This is a genomic window from Kineococcus glutinatus (assembly GCF_039542765.1).
Lineage (GTDB): Bacteria > Actinomycetota > Actinomycetes > Actinomycetales > Kineococcaceae > Kineococcus_A > Kineococcus_A glutinatus.
Genome location: NZ_BAABIL010000666.1, coordinates 1 through 2,904, shown reverse-complemented (window position 1 = coordinate 2,904; position 2,904 = coordinate 1). Strand labels below are relative to the sequence as shown.

Here is a 2,904-nt window from a genome sequence, read left to right as displayed (position 1 = left end):
AGACCCGCCGCCTCCGGCTGCCCGCGCACGTCGACGCCCCGAAGAACTGGGACGCGCTCGGCGCGGTGGCCGCCGTGCTCACCCTGGCCGACGACGGTTCCCGCACCGCCCGGGTGCTGGACGCCGGCAGCGCCCGCTACTCGCCGGTGCTGCCGTGGCTGCGGCTGTACGGCTTCGGGGCCGAGCGCGGCGCGCTGGCCGGCATCAACCTGGAGTTCGGGGCGCCGGTGCACCGCGACGGGGTGGAGTTCCGCCACGGCGACGTGACCCGCACGGGCCTGCCCGACGGCCACCTGGACGCGGTGACCTGCATGTCGGTCATCGAGCACGGCGTGCCGGTGGCGGGGTTCCTCGCCGAGACGGCGCGGGTCCTGCGCCCCGGCGGCGTGCTGGTGCTGTCCACGGACTACGACCAGAGCCCGCCGGACACCACGGGGATCACCGCCTACGGCGCGCCGGTGCGGATCTTCGGCCCGCAGGACGTGCGCGAGCTCGTCGCGCAGGCGGCGCAGGTGGGCCTGGACCTCGTCGGGGACCTCGACGGCGACGTGCTGCACCACCCCGGGCGCCCGGTGCACTGGAAGCGCACCGGCCTGGACTACACGTTCGTGCTGCTGACGTTCCGCCGCCGGGGCTGAGGGGTGCCGGCGCGGCTGCTGCGCGCCCGCGCGGTGCGGGTGGGGTTCCTGGCCCTGGCCCTGGCCCTGGCGGTGGTGGCGGTGGCCCGGGAGCGGGAGGCGGTGGGCGCGGCGCTGGGGCGCCTGGACGCCGGCAGCGCGGCGGCGGCGCTGGCGCTGTCGGTGGCGAACGTCGCGCTCAGCGGGGCGTCGTGGCGGGCGGTGCTCGCCGACCTGGGCTCGCGGCTGCCGTGGCGGTCGGCGGCGGCGGTGTTCTTCGTCGGCCAGCTCGGCCGGTACGTGCCGGGCACGGTGTGGCAGTTCCTCGCGCAGGCGGAGCTGGGCCGCGACCACGGCGTGCCGCGGCGGCGCACGGGGTCGGCGCTGGCGGTGGCGCTGCTGGTGTCGATGACGACGGCGGTGCTGCTCGTGGTGGCGGTGCTGCCGCTGGCGTCGCGCGGCGCCGGCGCGGGGCCGGGGTGGGTGCGGTGGCTGCCGTGGGCGGCGCCGCTGCTGGTGGCGCTGCTGCTGCCGCGGGTGCTCAACCCGCTGCTGGGGCTGCTGCTGCGGCTGGCGCGGCAGCCGGCGCTGGAGCACCCGCTGTCCGGTCGGGGGGTGCTGGCGGCGGCGGGCTGGGCGCTGGCGTCGTGGCTGGCGGTGGGGGGGCAGGTGCTGGTGCTGGCCGGTGCCGCCGGCGGTGCCGTCGTGGAGCCGGGGAGGCTGGCGGCGCTGGCGGTGGGGGGCTACGCGCTGGCGTGGGTGGTGGGTTTCCTCGTGGTGCTGGCCCCGGCGGGGGCGGGGGCGCGGGAGGCGGCGCTGGTGGCGCTGCTGTCGGCGGGGCTGGGCGGTGGTGGTGCGCTCGTGGTGGCGCTGCTGTCGCGGGTGCTGCTCACCGCGGCGGACGTGCTGCTGGCCGGTGCCGCGCTGCTGGCGGTGCGCGGGGGCTCCTCCCGGCGGGGCCCGGGGCGGGGACGTCCCGCGCGCGGCGCGCCGGTGTCGCGCGCCGGGACGTCCGCACCGGCGCCGGGCGGCCCCGCTCAGGGCCGTGGTGTGAGCGGCACCCGGTTCGGCCCGGCCTCGGGCGGGCGCGGGCGGTCCTGCGGGTGCAGGCGCACCGCGACGAGGGCCACGTCGTCCTCGGGGGAGTCCGGCAGCAGCCGGGCGAGGATGCCGTCGCAGAGGTCGTCGAGGGTGGCGCCGGCCAGGTCGGCGACCGCCTCGCACAGCCGGGCGAGGCCGTCGTCGAGGTCCTGGTCGCGCCGCTCCACGAGCCCGTCGGTGTACAGCAGCACCGTCGAGCCGGGCGGCGCGGACCGCTGCGCGTCGGTGCGCGCCGTGGTCGGGTCGATGCCCAGCAGCAGGGTGGGCTCCTGCTCGAGCACCTCCACCCGCCCGTCGGCGGTCAGCAGCAGCGGCGGCGGGTGCCCGGCGTTGCACCAGCGCAGCCGCCGCGCCCCGTCGCGGGCCTCGTCCGCGTCCTGCTCCACGCGGGCCACGACCGCCGTCGCGGTGGTCTCCACCGCCAGGCCCTGCATCGTGGCGTCCAGGCCGGTGAGGATCCTGGCCGGTCCCTGGCCGCTGTAGTAGCCGATGCCGCGCAGCAGCGAGCGCAGCTGCCCCATGGCGGCGGCGGCGTCCACGTCGTGGCCCATGACGTCACCGATGACGAGGACGGTGCCGCCGTCGGGCTGCAGGAACGCGTCGTACCAGTCGCCGCCGACCTGCGCGGCGGCGGCCGCGGGCTGGTAGCGCACCACGATCTGCAGGTGGTCCGGTTCCGGCGGCGAGGTGAGCAGGCTGCGCTGCAGGCCCTCGGCGAGGCGGCGCTGCTCGCCGTAGAGGCGGGCGTTGTCCAGGGCCAGGCCGATCCGGTCGGCGAGCTCCTCGGCGGTCACGAGGTCCTCGCCCTGCAGCGGGGGGCGCCGAGCCTCCCGGTACACGGTGAGCACCCCCGCGGTGCGCCCCCGCGCCCGCAGCGGCAGCACCACCAGCGACTCCGGCGCCAGCCGCCGGATGAGCTCGCGCGCCTCCCCGGGGGGCAGGAGGTCGTGGAGGTGGCCGGTCGCGCCGCGGGCCACGACGTGCGGCCGCGCCTGCACCACGACGCGCCGCAGCGGCGCGTCGGGCCGCAGGTCGTCCAGCCGCAGCCGGGTGTAGCGCTCCAGCACCGGCTGCAGCTCGGGCTCGGCGTGCGAGCAGGCGGCGTCGCGCAGGCCGCCCTGCTCGTCGGACAGCTCGTGCGGGTAGCGCCGGCCGTGCTCGGCGGGGTCGAGGCCCACCAGCTCCA

At 78.7% G+C, this 2,904-nt stretch carries 2 protein-coding genes and 1 pseudogene; 2 read left to right on the top strand and 1 reads right to left on the bottom strand.

Translation table 11 applies throughout. The features are described from left to right. On the top strand, positions 1-638 hold a 638-nt coding region (locus ABEB16_RS19840; protein ID WP_345713928.1), incomplete at its 5' end, for a class I SAM-dependent methyltransferase. 3 nt (positions 639-641) lie between these two features. Then, positions 642-1,466 (top strand): annotated as a pseudogene (locus ABEB16_RS22845) (lysylphosphatidylglycerol synthase domain-containing protein); the annotation flags it as partial. A gap of 188 nt (positions 1,467-1,654) precedes the next feature. On the opposite strand, the gene ABEB16_RS19825 reads toward ABEB16_RS22845, so the two are convergent. Beyond that, positions 1,655-2,904, bottom strand: a 1,250-nt coding sequence (locus ABEB16_RS19825) for a PP2C family protein-serine/threonine phosphatase (protein WP_345713925.1), incomplete at its 5' end; no start/stop codon positions are given.